The 19032-nt window shown below is 71.7% G+C and carries 17 protein-coding genes; 10 read left to right on the forward strand and 7 right to left on the reverse strand.

From position 1 onward, the window contains the following. The first annotated feature begins 36 nt into the window (after positions 1-36). The gene (locus tag U5C87_RS07120) at positions 37-948 is read left to right on the forward strand and encodes a LysR family transcriptional regulator (RefSeq protein WP_330475918.1); all 912 of its coding nucleotides are present in this window, start codon (positions 37-39) and stop codon (positions 946-948) included. Here U5C87_RS07120 and U5C87_RS07125 read toward each other — a convergent pair. Both U5C87_RS07125 and U5C87_RS07130 read right to left on the reverse strand, forming a co-directional pair. Continuing rightward, entirely contained in the window at positions 930-1751 is an 822-nt protein-coding gene (locus U5C87_RS07125; protein ID WP_330475919.1) for an oxidoreductase, read from the reverse strand. The genes U5C87_RS07120 and U5C87_RS07125 overlap by 19 nt on opposite strands. Before the next feature lie 186 nt (positions 1752-1937). Next, on the reverse strand, positions 1938-4070 hold the full coding sequence (locus U5C87_RS07130; RefSeq protein ID WP_330475920.1) for an MDR family MFS transporter: 2133 nt from the start codon (positions 4068-4070) through the stop codon (positions 1938-1940). A gap of 74 nt (positions 4071-4144) precedes the next feature. Here U5C87_RS07130 and U5C87_RS07135 point away from each other — a divergent pair, with 74 nt between their 5' ends. Further along, positions 4145-4753, forward strand: a complete 609-nt coding sequence (locus tag U5C87_RS07135; RefSeq protein ID WP_330475921.1) for a TetR/AcrR family transcriptional regulator — start codon at positions 4145-4147, stop codon at positions 4751-4753. A gap of 45 nt (positions 4754-4798) precedes the next feature. Here U5C87_RS07135 and U5C87_RS07140 read toward each other — a convergent pair whose 3' ends face one another. Next, positions 4799-5161: a TraR/DksA family transcriptional regulator gene (locus tag U5C87_RS07140; protein WP_030200704.1), complete on the reverse strand. Its 363-nt coding sequence runs from the start codon at positions 5159-5161 to the stop codon at positions 4799-4801. A gap of 249 nt (positions 5162-5410) precedes the next feature. Between U5C87_RS07140 and U5C87_RS07145 the strand changes: the two genes are divergently transcribed. From U5C87_RS07145 to U5C87_RS07175, 7 genes are all read left to right on the forward strand, one after another. Beyond that, complete coding sequence (locus U5C87_RS07145; RefSeq protein ID WP_330475922.1) at positions 5411-6034, forward strand: hypothetical protein; 624 nt, start codon at positions 5411-5413, stop codon at positions 6032-6034. A gap of 54 nt (positions 6035-6088) precedes the next feature. Beyond that, positions 6089-7552 carry a hypothetical protein gene (locus U5C87_RS07150; RefSeq protein ID WP_330475923.1) on the forward strand — a complete coding sequence of 488 codons (1464 nt, stop codon included), beginning with the start codon at positions 6089-6091 and terminating at the stop codon, positions 7550-7552. 116 nt (positions 7553-7668) lie between these two features. Beyond that, on the forward strand, positions 7669-8928 hold the full coding sequence (locus U5C87_RS07155; protein WP_330475924.1) for an Nramp family divalent metal transporter: 1260 nt from the start codon (positions 7669-7671) through the stop codon (positions 8926-8928). A 470-nt stretch (positions 8929-9398) separates the two neighbouring features. After that, a complete protein-coding gene (locus U5C87_RS07160; protein ID WP_330475925.1) occupies positions 9399-10547 on the forward strand; it encodes an acyl-CoA dehydrogenase family protein in 1149 nt (382 codons plus the stop codon). Continuing rightward, positions 10547-11653 carry an acyl-CoA dehydrogenase family protein gene (locus tag U5C87_RS07165; protein WP_330475926.1) on the forward strand — a complete coding sequence of 369 codons (1107 nt, stop codon included), beginning with the start codon at positions 10547-10549 and terminating at the stop codon, positions 11651-11653. Before U5C87_RS07160 ends, U5C87_RS07165 begins: the two co-directional genes overlap by 1 nt. Before the next feature lie 37 nt (positions 11654-11690). Next, on the forward strand, positions 11691-12428 hold the full coding sequence (locus tag U5C87_RS07170; RefSeq protein WP_330475927.1) for an enoyl-CoA hydratase-related protein: 738 nt from the start codon (positions 11691-11693) through the stop codon (positions 12426-12428). Positions 12429-12521: 93 nt separating this feature from the next. Beyond that, the gene (locus U5C87_RS07175; protein ID WP_330475928.1) at positions 12522-13721 is read left to right on the forward strand and encodes an MFS transporter; all 1200 of its coding nucleotides are present in this window, start codon (positions 12522-12524) and stop codon (positions 13719-13721) included. A gap of 84 nt (positions 13722-13805) precedes the next feature. Here the strand turns inward: U5C87_RS07175 and U5C87_RS07180 are convergent, their stop codons facing one another. Together U5C87_RS07180 and U5C87_RS07185 are read right to left on the reverse strand one after the other, a co-directional pair. Beyond that, the gene (locus U5C87_RS07180; RefSeq protein WP_330475929.1) at positions 13806-15554 is read right to left on the reverse strand and encodes an MDR family MFS transporter; all 1749 of its coding nucleotides are present in this window, start codon (positions 15552-15554) and stop codon (positions 13806-13808) included. 1 nt (position 15555) lies between these two features. Then, positions 15556-16065, reverse strand: coding sequence for a MarR family winged helix-turn-helix transcriptional regulator (locus U5C87_RS07185; protein WP_330475930.1), 510 nt, complete (start codon positions 16063-16065; stop codon positions 15556-15558). A gap of 247 nt (positions 16066-16312) precedes the next feature. Between U5C87_RS07185 and U5C87_RS07190 the strand changes: the two genes are divergently transcribed. Next, entirely contained in the window at positions 16313-17068 is a 756-nt protein-coding gene (locus U5C87_RS07190) for a GAF and ANTAR domain-containing protein (protein ID WP_330475931.1), read from the forward strand. Between the two features lie 77 nt (positions 17069-17145). Here U5C87_RS07190 and U5C87_RS07195 read toward each other — a convergent pair whose 3' ends face one another. Both U5C87_RS07195 and U5C87_RS07200 read right to left on the reverse strand, forming a co-directional pair. After that, positions 17146-17811, reverse strand: a complete 666-nt coding sequence (locus tag U5C87_RS07195) for a sigma-70 family RNA polymerase sigma factor (protein WP_443082105.1) — start codon at positions 17809-17811, stop codon at positions 17146-17148. Between the two features lie 331 nt (positions 17812-18142). Then, positions 18143-19006 (reverse strand): maleylpyruvate isomerase family mycothiol-dependent enzyme, encoded by an 864-nt coding sequence (locus U5C87_RS07200; RefSeq protein WP_330475933.1) that lies wholly within the window; start codon positions 19004-19006, stop codon positions 18143-18145. Positions 19007-19032 lie beyond the last annotated feature (26 nt).

The raw sequence follows: 19032 nt of genomic DNA on the forward strand, positions 1-19032 counted from the left end.
GGGATATGGGCTGCGGCAGAGCCATATGCTCAGAGCATGTCTCGCTCCTGGCCCGACCTCGCGGTGCTGGCCGTCCTCGTCGGCGTCGACGACCTCGGCAGCCTCGGTGCGGCTGCGCGCCGGGAGGGCATGGCCCAGCCGAACGCGAGCCGGGCCGTGCGCCGGCTCGAGAGTGAGCTCGGGGTGGCGCTGCTGCGACGTGGTGCGCGAGGCTCGGCGCTCACGCCGCAGGGCACCGTGGTGGTGCACTGGGCCCGTGAGGTCCTGGCCGATGCGGGGCGCCTGCTCGATGCGGCCCAGGCCCTCCGTGGCGCGCGCCGGCACGAGCTGGCGGTCAGCGCGAGCATGACGGTCGCCGAGCACCTGGTCCCGGCGTGGCTCGGTGAGCTGCGCCGGCACCACGAGGACCTGCGCATCCACCTGCTGGTGCACAACTCGACGCAGGTCCTCGAGCAGGTCGAGGCCGGCGGCTGCGACATCGGCTTCGTCGAGTCACCCTCGGTGCCGCGCGGCCTGCACAGCTGCACCGTTGGTCGCGACCGCCTCGTCGTCGTGGTCACGCCGGACCATCCGTGGGCCCGGAGGCGCAGACCCCTGCGTCCGGACGAGCTGGCCGCGACGCCCCTGGTCGTGCGTGAGCCGGGCTCCGGCACGCGCACCACCCTCGACGACGCGCTGCGCGACCTTCGCCGCGCCGAGCCGCTGCTCGAGCTGGCCAGCGGAGCTGCCGTCCGTGCGAGCGTGCTCGCAGGCGTCGGCCCCGCCGTCGTCAGCGTCCTCGCGGTGCGCGAACAGGTCGAGGCCGGGGCCCTGCGGGTCGTCGAGGTGGAGGGGTTGACGCTGGACCGACGTCTGCGGGCCGTGTGGCGCGAACCCCGCCGCCTGACCGGACCCGCAGCCGAGCTCGTCGCGACCGCCCGACGACTCGGTCAGCCCTTGAAGGCCTGATGGATGATCATGTCCATGGCCCGGTCGGGCAGTAGCCTGCGCGCCGTCACGATGGCGCGGGCGCCCTTGCCCGCGGGATAGCGCGCGGCCGGGTTCGTCGCCTCGAGGGCCTTGAGCACCTTCTCGGCGACGGCTTCCGGTCCTGAGCTCATCCGCGGGGTGTCGACGCGCTCGAACATGACGGCCATGCGCCGGGCCATGTCCTCGTAGACCGTGCCGACCGACCGCTCGACCAGGCTCTCGCGGGCGATGGTGTTCCACTCCGAGATGATCGGTCCCGGCTCGACGATGACGACGTCGATGCCGAAGGGCGCGAGCTCGATGCGGAGGCTGTCGCTCAGTCCCTCGACGGCGAACTTCGTGGCGTGGTACCACGCGCCGAGCGGCTCGTAGATCTTGCCGCCGATGCTGGAGATGTTGACGATCCGCCCGCGTCGCCGCGTGCGCATGTGCGGCGTGACGAGCTGGGTCAGCCGCGCCAGTCCGAAGACGTTGACCTCGAACTGTCGCCTGGCCTCCTCGATCGGCACGTGCTCGACCGGGCCGTAGGAGCCGTAGCCGGCGTTGTTGACGAGGGCGTCGACCTGCCCCTGCTCGGTGATGATGCGGTCGATGCCGGCGACCATCGACGCGTCGTCGGTGACGTCCATCGCGAAGGGGATGACGCCCCGCGCCTCGATCGCGGCCATGCGCTCGACGCGTCGGGCCACGGCGTAGACCGTCCACCCGGACTCGACGAGGTGGAGGGCGATGGACTCACCGATGCCGGACGACGCGCCGGTGACGAGGGCAACCTTGGTCATCCCGACACCGTATGCCGTGTCGCCGGCCCCCAGCGCCGGGCTCGCTCGAGCGCGCCCCCGGCCACACGGCATACGCCATCCTTCGGCCGTCGAGGGGCCACTGCGTGCGGGTGGGGGGACGACGAGGGGCCAGAGCTCGTGACGAGCTCTGGCCCCTCGAGGGTTCAGGTCGGGCTTCGGGCGCGGTCAGCGCACGGCGGCCTCGGCCTGCTCGGCGACCCTGGCGTTCTGCCGGTCGACGAGGTAGGCGGCGGTGAGGTCGTCACCGACGGTGGACAGCAGGCGGATGTCGACCGCCTCGTGGCGCTCTGCGACGGTGGGCTCGCGCGTCGTCATGACCGTGCGGGCGTCGCGCTCGGCCACAGCGGTGGCGAGCTCGCGCTTGAGCGACTCGTCGAGGATGCCGCCGGGCACCTTGGCGCGAGCCGCGACCTCGACGGCGAACCGCTCGGTCTCGGCCACGAGCGCGGGGTCCTCCGAGGTGAGCATCCGCGACGTGCGGTGCAGCAGCGCCGCACCGGCGTCGAGGTCGCCCTCGCCGAGCCGCGTCACGGCCTGGGTCAGGAGCGGGCGGTCACCGCGCAGCGCCGAGTCGGCGAGCAGGCCGAGGCGCAGGCCGAGCAGGCGCTCGTGGGTCCGCGTGTTGCCAGCCTCGCGACCGAGCGGCACCTTGAGCTCGTCGTCGGGTGCCGACTGCGACATCGTGTCGAGCAGCTCGATGCCGGCCTCGTCGGGCGTGTGCACGGTGTCGCGCAGCGGCACCTCCTTGATGAAGAGGGCTGCGAGCAGCGCGAGCACGAACGGCACCAGACCCCAGACGAACACGTTGTGGAGCGAGTCCGCGAGTCCCTGCTGGACGCCCGTCGCGACCTGCGGGGGCAGCTTGGCCAGCGCCGAGGGGTCGAGCACCGAGCCGGCGCTGATCTCCTGGCCCGAGGCCTGCATCTGCTTGACCACCGAGGCCGGCAGGTGCGAGGCGATGTTGCCCGCCAGGCCGCTCGTCATGATCGTGCCGAAGACGGCGGTGCCGACGGTCGAGCCGACGTTGCGGAAGAACTGGGTCGAGGCCGTCGCGACGCCGAGGTCCTTGCGCTGCGAGGAGTTCTGGATGATGAGGGTGAAGACCTGCAGGGCCATGCCGAGGCCCACCCCGAAGACGATCATCGACAGGGTGAGGTCGAGCTGGCTCGACCCGTAGTGCAGCTGGGTCAGCAGCCAGAAGCCGACGCCCATGATGAGGATGCCCGCGATGGTCTGCAGCTTGTAGCGGCCGGTCTTGGTGATGACGAGGCCGGAGATGATCGACAGGCCGATCATGGCGACCGACATCGGCATGAGGATGAGGCCCGAGTTGGTGGCCGACGCCCCGAGCACGCCCTGGGCGTAGACCGGGAGGTAGATCATCGCGCCGAACATCATGACCGAGACCATGAAGGCCGCGATGTTGGACAGGGTGAAGAGCGGGCTCTTGAAGAGGCGGAGCGGCAGCACCGGCTCGACGGCCTTGCGCTCGATGGCGATGAAGACGCCGAGCATGACGATGCCGGCGACGTACATCCCGATGATGGCGGGGGAGCCCCAGGCCAGCGTCGTGCCACCGAGCGAGGTGGGCACGAGCAGCAGGATGAGCGTCATCGACAGCGCGCCGATCCCGGCCTTGTCGACGACGGTCTCGCGCGGCGTGTGCTCGAGGTGGAGGAAGCGGCTGATGCCGAAGAAGGCGAAGACGCCGACGGGCAGCGTGATGAAGAAGAGGTAGCGCCAGCCCCAGTTGTCGGTGACGAAGCCGCCGACGAGCGGGCCGAGGATCGAGGCGAGCCCGAAGACGCCGCCCATGAGGCCCTGGTACTTGCCCCGCTGACGCGGCGGGATGATGTCGCCGATGATCGTCTGCGACAGCGGCATCAGCGTGCCCATGCCGGCGCCCTGGATGGCGCGGGCGGCGATGAGCCACCAGAAGTTCTGCGCGAAGCCGGAGAGGATCGAGCCGGCCATGAAGACGACGAGCCCGCCGAGGTAGAAGCCGCGGCGGCCGTAGAGGTCGCTCATCTTGCCGACGATCGGCACGGTGATCGCGCTGACGAGCATCGCGGCGGTCGCGAGCCACGAGTAGTGGTCGATCCCGCCGAGCTCGGCGACGATGCGCGGCATGGCCGGTCCGACGATCGTCTGGCTGATCGACGCCACGAGCATGCCGAGCATGAGCGCGATGAAGATGTTGCGGGTGGAGCGGTCGAGTCCGGGCGCCTTGGCGGCATTCGTCGATCTGGCTGTGCCGGTCGCGGTGTCCGTGGCTACCCCCTGGGTCTTCTGTGGCATGCCGTCCACGGTACGCCGAATGTGCAGTCACTGCAAAATTGCAGTCCATGCATCGAACATGACACCATGAGGTCATGAGCACGGACCTGCTGACCGACGAGTCGTGCGGCCTGCGTGAGCGCAAGAAGCGCGAGACCCGCCGCGCGCTCAACCTCGCCGCCCTCGACCTCGTCGAGGAGAAGGGCTTCGCGGCCGTCACCACCGAGGAGATCGCGTCCCGCGCCGGCGTCAGCGCCCGCACCTTCTTCAACTACTTCCCCTCGAAGGAGGCCGCCGTCATCGGCACGACGGCCGAGGAGCTCGAGTCGTATGCCGCCGCCCTCGAGGAGGACGTCGACGGCGAGACGCCGCTCGAGTCCCTTCGCCGGATCCTCGCGTCCATGCTCGCGCCCAGCTCGATCGACAAGGAGCTGCGGGCGCGCCGGCGCCGGATCCTGCTCGGCGAGCCCTCGCTCGCGCCCGCCCTCGTCGGCAACAACATCCGCATCGAGAACGCCCTGACGGCGGCACTCGAGCGCCGCCTCGGCGTCCGGTCGGGAGCCTCGCTCGAGGCCCGGCTCACCGTGGCCGTCGCCATCGCGGCCGTGCGCGCCTGCATCGAGCACCAGCAGAACGGCGGCTCCGGCCGCCTCGAGCGCAACATCGACCAGGCGTTCGAGCGCATCGGGGCCGGCGTGCGCTGAGCCGCGCTGCCCCTGCCCAACCGCTGTGAGCCGTGTGGGAGCCGCTCAGCGGCGCAGCGCGGCCCCTGCGTGGTCGATGCACGTGCGGGCGGTCGGCCGCGCCAGGAGCCGTCCGTCGGGGATCGTCTCGCCGCACACCTCGCACCGGCCGTAGTCGCCGTCCGCGATCCGCTGGAGCGCTGCGTCGATCTCGGCGAGGTGCTGCTCGGCCTGGGTGATGAGGGCGCCGATCTGGGTGCGCTCGTAGGCGATCGTCGAGCCTTCGGGGTCGTGCTCGTCGTCGGCGATGTTGGCCTCCGAGGCCTCGACGACCTCGGCGAACTCGCGGCGGAGTCCGGCGATCCGCTCGACCTCGTTGGCCCGGTCCGACGCCAGCTCTGCCGCGTGGGCGGCCGTCTTGGTGCTCATGTCCCCATCGTCCTCCGGTTCAGCCCGGTCGGCGGGGCCGAGTGGCGCACCACACCCCGGTCGTCCGAGCCGGAACCAGGCTCTCGCGGCAGGCCTGGTCGAAGCCGTCCGGCTGTCCCGAATGTGATCCCATGGGCGATCCGTCCCACGAATTCGGATTCACATGACCGGCGGGCGTATCACCGCTCCCACCCAGGACTTCCGACCAGTGGTGGGCGCCGGACGAGCGCCCCGGGCAGGGAGCCGGCCATGACAGGACCCAGCACACACGGCACGGTCTCCGCCATCGCGTGGGGCGCAGGACTCGCGGTCCTCACGTGGGGTGGACTGGGCCTGACAGGGGCGCACGGAGTGGCGAGCCCCGCCCCCCGTGCAGTGGCGGCCGTCCACGACCCCACACCACCGACCGGTCTGCACCTGGAGGACGGCCCGAACGCCGACGGCTGGTACTCCGCCCCGACCCGCTATCGATGGACGGCCGTGGACTCCGGCAGTGGGATCGACTGGTGCCAAGACGGTTTCGTCGTGACAGTCGACACGGCAACTCCACGGACCGTCTACGGGACGTGCGTCAACGGCGCTGGGCACGCGGCGGCATACGCCGGCTTCTCCTACCGCTACGACGGCACCCCGCCGAAGCTGGACCCCGTCGCCGAGCCCGCCGTCGTGGACCAGGGAGGCAGGGTCGTCGTGCTTCCCCGTGCGACGGACGCGCTGTCCGGCGTCACCGCGCAGAGCTGCAACGGCAGCCACGTCGTGTCCACCCGACGGCCGGGGATGCACACGGTCGGCTGTGTTGCGCATGACCGGGCCGGCAATGTCGCGACGGCCACGGTCAACTACCTCGTGCTCGACCGGCGCCAACGGGACTGAGCGCGTCACGCGCCGGTCGCGCCCGCCCTGTCGGCGACCGGGCAGGATGGGCGCATGAGCGAGCCCCGCGGAGTGGTCTTCCCACTCGACCCGTCGTCCGGACGCCGCAGCACGACCGCCACCGGGCGGGCCGTCGTCGCCGACGCCCTGCGCGCGGTCGACCCGGTGGGCGCGGCCTCGGCCGAGCGTGAGACGAACTGGCGCCAGGGCTACCTCCCGCACTTCCGCCGCCTCGTCGAGGCGGGGCTGACCTCTCCGGACGCGGCCCGCACCATCGCGCGCAGCGGCCTGGAGTCCCTGCACGAGCGGATGCGCTGGGTCGGCGACGGCGGTGACCACCCCCTCGGCGCGGCGTTCGCGAGCGAGGCCGGCACCAGCCCGCTCGGCTCCGAGACGATCCGCGGCAAGGGCCTGCCGGACCGCACCCTCTCGGTGCCGTATGCCGGTGAGCGCCTCTCGGGGGACGCGCTGCGCCGTCGTCTCGACCTCTGGGTCGAGGCGGGCACCATCGAGCCGACGTGCGCCGAGGCCGTGGGGCGGGTCGTCGACAACCCCGAGTGGCTCGACCTCTCCGACCGCACGGTCGTCGTGCTCGGGGCGGCCGCGGAGATGGGCCCGCTCCGGTCGCTGCTTCGCTGGGGCGCCGATGTGGCAGCCGTCGACCTGCCGCGAAAGGACCTGTGGGACAAGCTGATTGGCGACACCCGGCGGCTAGCAGGCTCGATCACGGTGCCGGTGCGTCCGGGCGAAGAGCCGCTCGCTGCGCGCGCCGGCGGCGACCTCGTCCACGACCTCGGCGCCGTCACCCGGTGGGTGTCCTCCCTCGAGGGGCCCCTCGCGATCGGCAACTACGTCTACGCCGACGGCGAGACCAACGTCCGCGTCTCGATGGCCGTCGACGCCCTGACCCGTCACGTCATCGAGGCGAAGGGGCGCGACGACGTCGCCCTCGCCTTCCTCGCCACCCCGACCGACGTCTTCGCGGTACCGGGTGCCGCGGTCGAGCGCTCCGTCGACAGCTACGCCCACCGCCGCACCTCGAAGGTGCTGCGCGTGCCGCTCCGCACGGTGAGTGGCGGCCGACTGCTGCGGCGCAACTACGTGCCCGGCCAGGACCCCGGCATCAACGACAGCGTCGTGCTCCAGCAGGGACCCAACTACCTGCTCGCCAAGCGTCTCCAGCGGTGGCGTGCGACGGCATACCGCGCCGACGGCGGCCTCGTGTCGTTCAAGGTCGCCCCGCCGACGCGCACCCGGTCGGTCGTCAAGAACCGCGCGCTCGCGGCGGCCTACGCCGGCGCGCACCGCTTCGGCATCGAGGTCTTCGAGCCCGGCACGGCCAACACGCTCATGGCCGCGCTCCTCGTCCACGACCTGCGCACCGGCGCTCCCGCGCAGCCGAGTCCGTGGCAGGACGAGGCGTATGCCGCAGCCCACGGAGGTCTGTGGACCGCGGCCTACGACCCGCGCAGCGCGCTCGGGATCGCCGCGCTGCTCGGGGTGGCCTCGGCCCGCTGAGCGCCGGACGTCCGGCCCGGCCCGGGGCTGGGTCCGCGACTCGCGGCGTGAGGCGTGGGTCGCACTGACGTCCAGGGAGTTGGCGCGGCCGCCCGTGAGGCCCGATGCTGTGTCCCATGGGTGAGCGAGTGGCGCAGCAGCCGCGCGTGGACGACCGGTCGCCGGAGCGTGGTCTCGGCGGCACGATCAGCGCGCCCCGCACCCTCGTGCCGGCGCTGCTCGCTGCGATCGCCTACGTCGACCCCGGCAACTTCGGCGTCAACATCACCTCGGGCGCCGAGCACGGCTATGCCCTCGTCTGGGTCGTCGTCTTCGCGAGCTGCTCGGCCATGGTCATCCAGTACCTCGCGGCCAAGCTCGGCATGGTCACCGGCAAGAGCCTCGCCGAGCACAGCTCGGAGCGCTTCCCCGGCGTCGGCCGGCTGCTGCTCTGGGCCCAGGCCGAGCTCGTCGTCATCATGACCGACCTCGCCGAGATCGTCGGTGGCGCCATCGCCCTCAAGCTGCTCTTCGGCATGCCGCTCATGGCCGGCGCCGTCTGCGTGACCCTCTTCAGCCTCGCCGTCCTCGCGCTCAAGGTACGCGGCCGCAGCCACTTCGACTCCGTCGTGCTCGTGCTGCTCGTCGTCATCATCGCCTCGCTCGTCTGGCAGGTCTTCATCGCCGACGTCGACCGGGTCGCGCTCCTCAGGTCGGTGGTCCCCGGCCCGCTCGACTCGTCGGCCGCGCTGCTCGCCGTCGGCATCGTCGGCGCCACCGTCATGCCGCACGCCCTGCACTTCCACTCCGCCGCGTCGCGGGGCCACGACGACGGCTCCGCGGAGGTCGACCAGGCCGGGCGCCTCCGCGCCGGCCGGCGCACGGTGCGCAGCGTCGTCATCGCCATGACCGTCGCCGGGGTCGCCAACGTCAGCCTCGTCGTCTTCTCCGCCGCCCTGCCGTCCGAGGCGGGCGCGAGCATCGAGACGGCGTATGCCGCCCTCTCGGCCAGCGCCGGCCAGATCGTCGCGACGATGCTGGCCGTCGCCCTGCTCGCCTCTGGTCTCGCGTCGACCCTGGTCGGGGTCCAGACGGGAGACGTCGTCATGCAGGGTTTCGGGCGCCGGCCCATCGCGCCGCTCCTGCGGCGCCTGCTCGCCGTCGTGCCCGCGCTCGTCATCCTCGGCATCGGCGTCGAGCCGACCAACGCGCTCGTGTGGAGCCAGGTCGTGCTCTCGTTCGCGCTGCCGGGGACGCTCGTGCCGCTCCTGCTCTTCACGCGCGACCGACGGATCATGGGCGTGCTCGTCAACCACCGGCTCACAACGGCCGTCGCGACCCTCATCACCGCCGTCATCGTCGGCCTCTGCGCCTACCTCGTCGCCACCGGCCTCTGACCCGCGACGCCGACCCGCCCCACCGCTCCCCGTCGAGTGGCCCCGTCGTCCCACCCGTCCCGTGACGCGTGAGGCTGCTGAGGCGGGGCGGCCAGTCAAGTGAGCTCCCCGCCCCAGTCGAGTGAGCGCTCCGTCCCAGTCGACTGAGCGTTCCGTCCCAGTCGACTGAGCGCTCTGTCCCAGTCGAGTGAGCGCCCCGTCCTGCAGCCGTGTGACGGGGCGCTCACTCGAGTGTGGCTGCCTGCTCACTCGAGTTGGGGGAGGGAGGCCGTCGATGGTCGAGTGGCCCCGTCGTCACGCCTGTCCCGTGGCGGGTGGGGCTGGTGGGGCGGGGCGGCCACTCTCGACGTGGGTGCGCGAGGGGGCGGACTGCGGTAGGTGACCACACGGCATACGCCCTCGCCTTCCTCGGGGGAGCGTGTGGGAGAGTGGCGCACGAACCGCTGCGACGTCGCATGAGGAAGGTGGGCATGTCGGCCCGACTCGTCCCCCCGGGAGCCAGGGAGCTGCCCGCGCTGACCGAGCTGCGGCTCGAGGTGCGCGCCTTCCTCGCCGAGCAGGTGGCTGCAGGCGCGTTCGTGCCGCACGTCGACACGTGGCTGACCCGCTGGGACCGCGACTTCACGCGTGAGCTCGGGCGGCGCGGCTGGCTCGGCATGGTCATCCCGACGGAGTACGGCGGCCAGGGCCGCACCTACCTCGAGCGTTTCGTGATCACCGAGGAGCTGCTCGTCGTCGGCGCCCCGGTCGCGGCCCACTGGATCGCCGAGCGGCAGATCGGGCCGTCGCTGCTGCGCTACGGCACCGAGGAGCAGAAGCAGGCCTTCCTGCCCGGCATCAGCCGCGGCGAGGTCGTCTTCGGCATCGGCATGAGCGAGCCCGACTCCGGCTCCGACCTCGCGAGCGTGCGCACCCGCGCCGACCGCGTCGACGGCGGCTGGCGCCTGACCGGCACCAAGGTCTGGACGAGCGGCGCGCACGAGGCCGACGCCTTCTTCGCCCTGGCGCGCTCGGCACCGCTCGACCCCGCCCACCGGCACGACGGCCTGAGCCAGTTCATCGTCGACCTGCGCGCGCCGGGCGTCACGATCCGCCCGATCATCTCGATGGGCGGCGACCACCACTTCAACGAGGTCCACCTCGACGGCGTCCTCATCCCCGACGACCGGGTGCTCGGCGAGGTCGGGCAGGGCTGGACGCAGGTGACCTCCGAGCTCGCCTACGAGCGCAGCGGCCCTGAGCGCGTGCTCTCGACCTTCCAGCTGCTCGCCGCCGCGGCCCAGGCCATGGACGACGGCCGCCTGCCCACCGACCCCGGCCTCGGGCGCCACGTCGCGCGCGTCGCCGCGCTGCACCACATGTCCTTCGCCGTCTCGACGGCGCTCGAGCAGCACGAGGACGCCGACACCGCGGCCGCCGTCGTCAAGGTGCTCGGCACGACGGGGGAGGGCGACATCGCCGACTACGTCGACACCCTGACCGCCACCGGCTGGGCCCTCGACGAGGAGCTCGACACGCTGCTGCACGCCGCGATCCTGCAACGGCCCGGCTTCACGCTGCGGGGCGGCACCAACGAGATCCTGCGCGGCGTCATCGCGCGCGGGCTGGGGATGCGCTGATGGCCGACAGCCACGGGCTCGACGACCTCGCTGCCCCCACGACGCCCGACCCCGACCTCGTCGGTGTGCTGGCCGAGCTCTTCGACGACTACCGCGCCACCCGCGCGACGCCGACGGCTGTCGTCGACCTCGACCGCGACCTCTGGCAGCGGCTCGAGGACCTCGGTCTGACCCGCCTGACCGGCACCGAGGCGGCCGGCGGCAGTGGCGGCGGATGGGTCGACGCCGCAGCGCTGCTCGGGCTCGCAGCCGCCGCCGCGGCTCCCGTGCCGCTCGCCGAGCACGACGTGCTGGGCGGCTGGCTGCTCGAGTCCGCCGGCCTCCCGAACGACGGGGGCCTTCGGACCGTGTGCCGTCCCGACCCGTCCGGGGTCGCCCTCAACGTCACGTGGGCGCGGGACGCGAGCAGCATCGTGGCCCTCTGGGAGGACCGCGACCAGTGGCGCGTCGCCGACGTCCCGGTCGACCGCGTCTCCATCGAGGAGCGCCGCAACCTCGCCGGGGAGCCAAGCGACACAGTGGAGTTCGACCTCGACGACCTCGAGTCGGGCATCGTCGTCGCGCACGAGATCGGTGAGCAGTTCCACCTGCGCGGCGCGCTGGCTCGCTCGGCCCAGGTCGTCGGCGCCATGGAGCGCGTCGTCGAGGTCGTCCTCGAGCACGTCCGCGCCCGTGAGCAGTTCGGCCGGCCGATCGGTCGGTTCCAGGCCGTGCAGCACCTCGTCGCGGACATCGCCTCGGAGACCGCGCTGGCCCGGGCTGCCACAGACGCCGCCGTCGCCCGCGCCGCCGCCTCCGACTGGCAGGACCCCGGGATGCTCTTCGCCGTGGGGGTCGCCAAGTCGTGCGTGGGCCATGCCGCCTCGGTCGTCGTCCGCGGATCGCACCAGGCGCTCGGAGCCATCGGCACGACGCTCGAGCACGAGCTGCACACCCTGACCCGGCCGATCCTCGCGCGCCGCAGCGAGTACGGCTCGCTCCAGGACTGGGACGAGACCCTCACCGCGCTCGCCTCCTCGGCCGGCCACGACCGGCTCTGGACGCTCATCACCACCGGCCGGGCCAAGCCGTCGAGCGGCCGCTTCCACCCCTACGACGGCGCCTGAGCGCGCGCCGGAGCACACCGGAGCAAGGAGCCCCCCCATGACCGAGGTCCGCTACGAGGTGACCGACGGCGTCGCCCTCATCACCCTCGACGCGCCCGAGCGGCGCAACGCCCTGTCCGTCGAGATGTCGCGCGAGCTCATCGATGCGGCCCGCACGGCCGAGTCCGACGACGAGGTCGGCGCGGTCGTCGTCACCGGCGGCGCCCACTTCTGCGCCGGCGCGGTCCGCAGCGTCCTCGCCGACACGGGCCAGGACCCCGTCGAGGACGAGGCCTACCGCAACCTCGAGACCGTCTACGCCGCGTTCACGACGGTCGGCTCCATCGCCGTCCCGACCGTCGCCGCCGTCCGCGGCGCCGCCGTCGGCGCCGGCCTCAACCTCGCCCTGGCCACCGACCTGCGCATCGTGTCGCGCACTGCGCGCCTGCTGCCCGGCTTCGCGCAGATCGGCATCCACCCCGGCGGCGGCCACTTCACCCTGATCAACCGGGTCGCCGGGCGCGAGGCCGCCGCGGCCCTGGGCCTCTTCGGCGACGAGGTCGACGGCGAGCGAGCCGTCGCGCTGGGACTGGCCTGGGCCGCATACGACGACGGCGACGTGCAGGACGAGGCGCTGGCGATCGCCGGACGCGTCGCGAAGGACCCGGCGCTCGCCCGCCGGATGGTCGCGAGCTTCCGCCGCGAGACCGCCCCCGGGGGCCTCCCCTGGGACGTCTCCGTCGAGCTCGAGCGCTCGCCGCAGATGTGGTCGCTGCGCCGCAAGCACGGGGCGTGAGACGCGCCTCACCGCGTATCGGGCATTTCGGCTCCTCGGGGGTCGTGGTGCAAGGATGGGGAAGTTGGCCGTCCCCGACCTGAAGGAGCACCAGTGCTGGCGTCCTACCGACCTCTCTTCGAGGTACCGGGGGCACGCGTCTTCATCACCGGCGGGATGATCGCCCGCTCGGCAGGCTCGATGTTCGCCGTGTCCGTGGTCGCGATGGTGGCGGCCCGCACCGGCTCCTACGCGCTCGCCGGCGCCGTCGTGGCCGTCGGCATGGTGTCCCTGGCGCTCTGCGCGCCCTTCCTCGGCCGGCTCGTCGACCGCTACGGCCAGCGCCGCGTCGCGATCCCGTTCTTCCTGTGGTCGGGCTTCTGGGTCGTCATGACCCTGCTCGTGTCGATGCGCGGCTGGCCGTCGTGGCTGCTGTTCATCACCTTCCCGCTGTGCGGCGCCATCCCCAACCTCGGCACCATGGCGCGGGCCCGCTGGTCGCACATCTTCGCCCACGACCCGAAGAACCTCCACGCGGCGATGTCGTTCGAGCAGGTCATGGAGGAGATCACCTTCGTCATCGGCCCGGTCCTCGCGATCTGGCTCTCGACGACGCTCTTCCCCGAGGCGGGTTTCGCGTTCGCCGCGCTCGCCTACACCGTCGGCGTCCTCGTCTTCATCTCCGCCCGCTCGACCGAGCCGCCGGTGGTGCCGCACCACGAGCGCCCGACCGAGCACGCCTACACGGTGCCGGGCCTCATCCCGCTCGCCTTCATCATGGTCATGACGGGCGCCATCTTCGGCGTCAACGAGGTCGTGACGCTCGCCGTCTCCCAGGATGCGGGTGCGCCGAGCGCGGCCGGTGCCATCCTCGCGTTGTATGCCGTGGGGTCGGCTTCCGCAGGCCTCGTCTTCGGTCACGTGTCGCACGGCCGCAGCCTCGTCAAGCTCCTCATCGCCGGGACCTTCGGCATGGCGGTGCTCGAGATGCCGGTGCTCTTCGCGGGCAACCTCTGGATCCTCGCCGGGCTGATGTTCGTCGCGGGCATGGCGACGGCCCCGACGCTCATCACGACGATGAACCTCATCGAGCGCATCGTGCCCAAGGCGCAGCTCAACGAGGGCATGACGATCGTGCTGACCGGCCTTATCATCGGCATCGCCGCGGGGTCGGCCGTGTCCGGCGCCGTCGTCGACCACATCGGGGCGCAGCACGGCTACTGGGTCGCGATCATCGCCGGCGGCTTCGCCTTCGTCATGGCGCTCGGCACGCGTGCGTTCCTGACCCGACGAGAGCTGCACGACCTGCGCTGACCGCGCCACCCGGCATACGCCATCGGGCACGCGAAAGGGCCACCTCCCGTGACGGGAGGTGGCCCTTGGAGGTGGAGCAGGTGGTCAGTGACCCGCGGGGATCACCACGGCCTCCTCGTCGTCCTTCGCCGGCGCGGCACCCGGCTTGGGGCCGAGGTCGACGTGCGGCAGGAAGAGCGAGGCGACGAACGCGAGGACCAGCACGCCGGCGGCGACCATGAAGACGACCGACATGGCGTCGGAGAAGCCGACGAGGAACGGCCGGGCCAGCTGCGGGTCGAGCTGGTTGATGAACGAGCTGTCCGACAGCGCCGACGAGCCGGCACCCGCACCCGAGCCGCCCGCCTGCTGCGAGGCCTGGAGCTGGGCGATGAACGCCTTGTTGGCCGCGGGGTCGCCACCGGTCGGGTTGCGCAGCGCCGCCTGGAAGGCGGGCGTCGGCGCGATGCTCGCGAACGCCTCGGAGATCTTCGAGCCGGCCTGCGAGAAGAGGATCGAGAGGAAGACCGCGGTGCCGAGCGTGCCGCCGATCTGGCGGGTGAAGGTCGCCGAGCTCGTCGCCACGCCCATGTCGCGGCGGTCCACGGCGTTCTGCACGGCGAGGGTCAGCGGCTGGAAGTTGAAGCCGAGGCCGATGCCGAAGAAGAACATCCCGATCATCGTCTTCCACAGCGGGGTGTCCGCCCCGACGAAGTGGAAGCCGAAGAGCGCGAGCACGAGGATCGCCGCGCCGATGATGGGGAACTTGCGGTAGCGACCGGTGCGGCTGATCATCTGGCCCGAGAAGATCGAGCCGCTCATGATGCCGAGCGTCATCGGCAGCAGCTGCAGGCCTGCCTCCATGGGCGAGGAGCCCTTGACGATCTGCAGGTAGAGCGGGATCGCGGCGAGGCCACCGAACATGCCCATGCCGATGAAGACCGAGCTGACCGAAGCGGCGGCGATGGTGCGGTTCTTGAACAGGCGCAGCGGGATGAGCGCCTCCTCACCCATCGAGCGCTCGATGACGAAGAACGCGACGAGGCCGATGAGGCCGATGGCGTAGCAGGCGATCGACGTGGCCGAGCCCCAGCCCCACTCGCGGCCCTGCTCGGCGACGATGAGCAGCGGCACGAGCGCGACCGACAGGCTGAGCGCGCCCCAGTAGTCGACGCGGTGGTCGAGGCGGGTGTGGCGCAGGTGCAGCGTGCGGGTGACGACGACGAGCGCGGCCACGGCGATCGGCACGTTGACGAGGAAGACCCAGCGCCAGCCGGTGATGCCGAGGATCGAGTCCTGGTCGGAGAGGATGCCGCCGACGACCGGGCCGATGACGCTCGAGGTGCCGAAGACGGCGAGGAAGTAGCCCTGGTACTTCGCGCGCTCACGCGGCGGCACGATGTCGCCGATGATCGCGAGGGCGAGCGAGAAGAGACCGCCGGCGCCGATGCCCTGGACGGCACGGAAGGCCGCGAGGGACGGGATCGACCAGGCGAGCGTGCAGAGCATCGAACCGATCGTGAAGATCGAGATGGCGAAGATGAAGAGCTTCTTGCGCCCGTAGATGTCGCCGAGCTTGCCGTAGAGCGGCGTCGCGATGGTGCTCGTGATGAGGTATGCCGTCGTGACCCAGGCCTGTCCGGCGAGGTCCTTGAGGTCGTCGGCGATGACACGCATCGCGCTCGCGACGATGGTCTGGTCGAGCGCCGCGAGGAACATCCCCATCATCAGGCCGATGAGGATCGTGATGATCTCCTTGTGGGAGAGCAGCGGCTGCCCGTCCGGGCCGGACGCGCCGCTCGCGCTGGCCGTGCGCGCGGCGGCGCGCGACGGTTCGGCGGTGGTGTCGGACATGTCAGTCCTCTTTCTGCTTCTGGTTTCTGGAGTCGAAGGGCATGGGAGGCGTCGCTGCACCCCGGGCCCGGAGGTTGGCGTCGAGCGCGTCACCGAGCTCACGCAGTCGGTGGACGAACTCGGTCGTGCACGGGCCGTCCCAGTCGGTGAGCAGCCCTTGGAACCACGCGGCGCGGCTCGACTGGATGCGGACCAGGGCCTCGCGGCCGCGGTCGGTGAGGGACACGACCCAGGCGCGGCCGTCGTTGGGGTCGGCGCTCTTCTCGAGCAGGCCGCTCGTGACGAGGGCGCTGACCTGGCGGCTGACGGTGGAGACGTCGTTGTGCAGCGTCGTGGCGAGCTCGGAGATGCGCACCGTGCCCGCGCCGGCGACGAGGAAGAGCACGGGGTATGCCGTGACGTCGACGCCGTCCTCGAGGCGCGGTGCGCTGTGCTTGGCCGCGACGAGGAGCTTCTGCACGCGCAGGAGCGCGAGGAAGACGGCGTTCGCCTCGTCCTCGGTGACTGCCATGGGGTGCTCCTCGGTCTTTATAGTTGCTTGCAGCACGCAAGTATCTGCCGCTCGCGACGACGCGTCAACTCGCCTGTCGCCACTGTCCAAGGTTTGTACAATGATGGGACGGTGTCGCCACGGAGACCACTCGTGTGGTTGTCTGTGGTCTCGCGCCACGGGGGAGGTGCGAGGATGGCTCACGCACCCGGACCGCCGAGCAGGAGTGCGGGCCCAGGCGCCAGAATGCAGAAGTGCAGGGAGTGACATGACGAGCGACGTGCCGATCGACCCGACGGTCAACGACGCCTTCCGACAGATGTCGGCGCTGATCTATGCCGGCGCGGACTCGGGGTCGATCCACCAGTCCCTCGTCGACGCCGCCCGCCGACTCGTCGAGGGCTGCGACCGGGCCTCGCTGCTCGTGCGCACCCGCGACCGCTACGTCACCGCCGCGAGCACCGACGACATCGCGCGTCGGATCGACCAGATCGAGCTCGAGGTCGGCGAGGGGCCCTGCGTCGACGCCATCGTCTCCGAGGCCTACCAGCACGACCCGGACCTCACCGACGCCAAGACCCCGTGGCCGCGCTTCACCGAGCGGATCGTCGCCGAGACGCCGGTGCGCTCGGCCATCGGCTACCGCCTGCTCCTCGACGGCGACAAGGTCGGCGCGCTCAACCTCTTCTCCGACACCCCCGGAGGCCTGACGTCCAAGTCGGCCGACGTCGGGGCCGTCATCGCCTCGTTCGCCTCGGTTGCCCTGATGGCGATCCGGGCCCGCGAGGAGGCCGCCACGCTGCGCCAGGGCCTGCAGAGCAACCGCGAGATCGGCAAGGCCGTCGGCCTGCTCATGGCCGCGCACCACATCAGCGGCCAGCAGGCCTTCGAGCTGCTGCGGAGCACGTCGCAGGAGCTCAACATGAAGCTGACCCAGGTGGCCTCGCAGGTCATCGAGGGCCAGGAGTCGCAGTTCGGCTCGGCGCCCGGCGGCGGCAACGCCACGGCCAGCTCGTCCGTCTGAGCCTGCCGGGCCCTGGAACGACGAGTGGCCCCGACCCGCCTTGCGGGCGTCGGGACCACTCGGAGGAACGGCGGGGGTCAGGCCGAGGCCATGCCCTCCGCGGACAGCTGTCGACGCAGCTCGTCCAGGGTGCGCCGCAGCAGGCGGCTGACCTGCATCGCGCTGAGGCCCATGGACTCGGCGATCTCCGCCTGGGTCATGTCTCCGCCGAAACGCAGCTGCACGAGCCGCTGGTCCCGGGCGGGGAGCCGTTCGAGGGCCGTGCGCACGACGATGCCTTCGTCGAGCGCCGGGTCGGACCCCGGGTCGCCACGGGCGTCGAGCAGGTCGAGCACGGGCCGGTTGCCGTCGGCGGTGGTCGCGTCGAGGGAGGCGGGGCGCAGGTTGGTTGCCGCGACCTGGGCCTCCCGCACCGACTCGAGCGTGATGTCGAGCTCGGAGGCGAGCTCGCCGGCGTCCGGGTCGTGGCCGAGCCGCTGCTCGAGCCGTGACCTCGTGTCGGTGACGAGCTGGCGGCGCTCCTGCAGCTCCCGCGGGGGCCGCACGAGCCAGCCGTGGTCACGGAAGTGACGACGCAGCTCGCCGGTGATGGTGGGTGTGGCGTAGGCGCCGAACTCGGTCGGCTTGGACAGGTCGAAGCGCTGGAGGGCCTTGAGCAGGGCCAGGAAGGCCACCTGCTCGAGGTCCTCGCGGTCGAGACCCTTGCCCGAGTAGCGGTGGGCGAGGGAGCGTGCGAGCGGCATGTGCAGCACCGTCACGGTCTCGAGAGCGCTGGCGCGTTCGGACGCCGAGTCCGAGGTGCGAAGGGTATGGATGAGCTCTCTGGTTCGCGCATCCTTGCGCGGACCCACGGATGAGTCGGTCATTTCAACTCCGATGGATCGGATCCCCGATGCGGCGCTGGCTTGACCGTCTACTAGTGACGCTAGGCCGTTGTCCACGGATACACAAGGTGGATCCGGGCCCCGTTCAGGGGCCAAGAGGTGTATACGCGGGTGCGCCCGGGCCCGCGTCGCAGCCCGTTGCCGCAGAGCGAAATCGACCGCGCACCGATGCTCGGAGACCCTCCCGGGGTCAGTGCGTGACGACGACGAGGGACTCGAGCAGGGTGCGGGCGATCTGCTCGTCACCGGTCACGGTGTAGTGCGTCTCCTCGACCGAGCGGCGACCGGCGGCGCGCCGGGTGAGCGCGTCGGTGGTGAGGTGGATCGACGTGACGTCGAGCTGCTCCTCGCCCTCCGGACGGTCGTGACCGCTGAATAGTGCTTCCCCGTAAGGGCGCCCGTCCTCACCGGTGACGATGCGCGCGCCGCCGCGGGCGACGACGGGTCCGCTGACGTCGAGCACGACGGCGTGTCCGGCACCGATCCCGGCGACCCGCGACGCGATGCGCGGGAGGGCTGCGAGGATGTCGGCGGTGAAGACCGCGGCGCTCGCCGAGTCGAGGTTGCCGGGGCGATCGAGGGCGGCGCGGATGTCCTGCTCGTGCACCCACGCGTCGACGATGCGGCGGTGCAGGTGCTCGCCGAAGGTCGTGTCCGGCCCGAAGAAACCGCCGATGACCGTGTCGATGTCGGCCTCGGACGCGCGCAGCTCGGCGACCCGCTGCGGGTGGAACTCGGCCAGCTCGGCCACGACGTCACGTCCGGTGACGCCGCGCCGGGCCTCGACGTCGACCTCCACGAAGCGCGCGAAGTCGCTGTGCACGTGCGGGTAGTCGGGCACCGTGACCTGGGGGCGGGGCATGCCGGCGAAGGACTTCTCCGCGCCGACGACGTGGGCGATCTGGTCCTTGACGGTCCACCCGGGGCACTCGGTCTGGAGCTCGAAGTCCTCGTCTCGGCAGGAGTACCCGAGGTCGATGATCGACTGCACGGAGTGGTCGAACGCGTCGATCAGTCCGTTGCGGTCGTCGGGGGCGGCCGGGTGCATGGGCATGTCATCAGAGTACTTACCCTTGAGGC

This window comes from Terrabacter sp. C0L_2 (genome assembly GCF_036352015.1).
GTDB lineage: Bacteria > Actinomycetota > Actinomycetes > Actinomycetales > Dermatophilaceae > Terrabacter > Terrabacter tumescens.

Excerpts from the sequence above, each read along its gene's own strand:
- U5C87_RS07120 (WP_330475918.1), top strand. The coding sequence starts at position 37 with ATGTCTCGCTCCTGGCCCGACCTCGCGGTGCTGGCCGTCCTCGTCGGC.
- U5C87_RS07125 (WP_330475919.1), bottom strand. The coding sequence starts at position 1,751 with ATGACCAAGGTTGCCCTCGTCACCGGCGCGTCGTCCGGCATCGGTGAG.
- U5C87_RS07130 (WP_330475920.1), bottom strand. The coding sequence starts at position 4,070 with ATGCCACAGAAGACCCAGGGGGTAGCCACGGACACCGCGACCGGCACA.
- U5C87_RS07135 (WP_330475921.1), top strand. The coding sequence starts at position 4,145 with ATGAGCACGGACCTGCTGACCGACGAGTCGTGCGGCCTGCGTGAGCGC.
- U5C87_RS07140 (WP_030200704.1), bottom strand. The coding sequence starts at position 5,161 with ATGAGCACCAAGACGGCCGCCCACGCGGCAGAGCTGGCGTCGGACCGG.
- U5C87_RS07145 (WP_330475922.1), top strand. The coding sequence starts at position 5,411 with ATGACAGGACCCAGCACACACGGCACGGTCTCCGCCATCGCGTGGGGC.
- U5C87_RS07150 (WP_330475923.1), top strand. The coding sequence starts at position 6,089 with ATGAGCGAGCCCCGCGGAGTGGTCTTCCCACTCGACCCGTCGTCCGGA.
- U5C87_RS07155 (WP_330475924.1), top strand. The coding sequence starts at position 7,669 with ATGGGTGAGCGAGTGGCGCAGCAGCCGCGCGTGGACGACCGGTCGCCG.
- U5C87_RS07160 (WP_330475925.1), top strand. The coding sequence starts at position 9,399 with ATGTCGGCCCGACTCGTCCCCCCGGGAGCCAGGGAGCTGCCCGCGCTG.
- U5C87_RS07165 (WP_330475926.1), top strand. The coding sequence starts at position 10,547 with ATGGCCGACAGCCACGGGCTCGACGACCTCGCTGCCCCCACGACGCCC.
- U5C87_RS07170 (WP_330475927.1), top strand. The coding sequence starts at position 11,691 with ATGACCGAGGTCCGCTACGAGGTGACCGACGGCGTCGCCCTCATCACC.
- U5C87_RS07180 (WP_330475929.1), bottom strand. The coding sequence starts at position 15,554 with ATGTCCGACACCACCGCCGAACCGTCGCGCGCCGCCGCGCGCACGGCC.
- U5C87_RS07185 (WP_330475930.1), bottom strand. The coding sequence starts at position 16,065 with ATGGCAGTCACCGAGGACGAGGCGAACGCCGTCTTCCTCGCGCTCCTG.
- U5C87_RS07190 (WP_330475931.1), top strand. The coding sequence starts at position 16,313 with ATGACGAGCGACGTGCCGATCGACCCGACGGTCAACGACGCCTTCCGA.
- U5C87_RS07195 (WP_443082105.1), bottom strand. The coding sequence starts at position 17,811 with ATGCCGCTCGCACGCTCCCTCGCCCACCGCTACTCGGGCAAGGGTCTC.
- U5C87_RS07200 (WP_330475933.1), bottom strand. The coding sequence starts at position 19,006 with ATGCCCATGCACCCGGCCGCCCCCGACGACCGCAACGGACTGATCGAC.